1 protein-coding gene is annotated in these 1,544 nt (G+C 39.2%); it reads left to right on the top strand.

Features of this window, described 5'->3' with window-relative positions:
- Window positions 1-246 precede the first annotated feature (246 nt).
- Window positions 247-1,509, top strand: coding sequence for an IS110 family transposase (locus H4J76_RS19435; RefSeq protein WP_182218764.1), 1,263 nt, complete (start codon window positions 247-249; stop codon window positions 1,507-1,509).
- Window positions 1,510-1,544: the final 35 nt, after the last annotated feature.

The following is a 1,544-nucleotide window of genomic DNA, read 5'->3' as shown; positions in this document are numbered from 1 at the left end:
CTTATAGTTGGACCAATCCATTTATCAATCGATTAGTTTACTATATTTGATAAGTGGAATATGCCTCTGTTGGTTACGAATATTGAACGGCAAACATCCAATGTTTCTAACAAGACGTTCGAACCAACAGAGCTACTCGCTTCAAAACGCATACTCAGGGATCGCCTACGACGACTATCTATAAGACCTGCGAGAAACGAGACTTAAGCACATTCCATCTATAACTTTACTCGCTGGAGCATCAAAATGAAAGCATATAACGTCGATGATTTCGCTGCACTTATTGGTATCGATTGGGCTGACAAAAAACATGATATATGTGAGCACCCAAAAAACACCAAACAATATCACTACACCATTATAAAACATAAACCAGAAGCGCTTCACAAATGGGCAATGGAGCTTAAGCTGCGTTACCCAGATCAGAAAATTGCTGTTGTGTGTGAACTTAAAAAAGGTCCCTTAATTTATGCGCTCGCAAAATATGACCACCTCGTCTTATTTACGGTGAATCCATCCGCGGTCGCAAATTACCGCAAAGCATTCACGCCTAGCGGCGCAAAAAATGACCCGACAGATGCATTCATACAAGTTGAAATGATTAAACTTCACATAGATAAACTCTCAGTGATAGTACCTGAGTCAACATCAATGAGAGCATTAGCGCAACTGGTTGAGTATCGTCGTAATGTAGTACAAGATGGCGTCGATTTATCAAATAAAATAACTGCAACTTTGAAGAACTACTACCCTCAAGCGCTTGAATGGTTTAAAGAAAAAGATACCTTAATCTTTTGTGATTTCATCAGTAAATGGCCATCGCTCACCGCGGTTAAAAAAGCCAGAAAGCAAACCTTATTAGACTTCTTTAATCGTCACAACTCACATTATGAAACTGTCAATAATGCTCGATTACTTAGCATTAAAGAAGCCGTTCCGTTAACCGAAGATGAAGGCGTAATAGCCCCTAATCAACTGTTAGTGGAAGTGCTTATCACACAATTCAAGGTGTTACTTATCGGTATTGAACAGTTGGATAAAGCAATAAAACAGCTGTACAAAAAACAACAAGACAAGGCTATTTTTGATAGTTTACCTGGCGCAGGCCCACAACTAGCACCGCGCTTATTAGTCGCTTTTGGGCACAATAGAGAACGTTATACGGATGCTTCACAGATGCAGAAGTATGCGGGTATTGCACCCGTTATTGAAAGCAGCGGTAAAAAGACATGGACACATTGGCGGTACAGTTGTCCTACTTTTTTAAGGCAAACGTTTGTTGAATGGGCTGGTTTTTCGATACGATATTCATTCTGGGCAAAAGCTTATTATGAGCAACAAAAAAGTAAAGGTAAACCACATAACAGCATAATAAGATCGCTTGCTTTCAAGTGGATAAGAATAATATTTAGGTGCTGGAAAACGAAGATGCCCTACAACGAATCAAAATATTTAGAAGCATTAAACCGAAGAGGATCGCCACTGTTAAAATTTGCAATAAATAGCTAAATTTTACTAGTTGTCCACCTCAGGGCGTGTTGTTA

It is taken from the genome of Colwellia sp. BRX9-1 (genome assembly GCF_014077195.1).
Classification (GTDB): domain Bacteria; phylum Pseudomonadota; class Gammaproteobacteria; order Enterobacterales; family Alteromonadaceae; genus Colwellia_A.
Note: the sequence above shows the minus strand (reverse complement) of the source record. Positions and strands in the feature narration are given on the sequence as shown.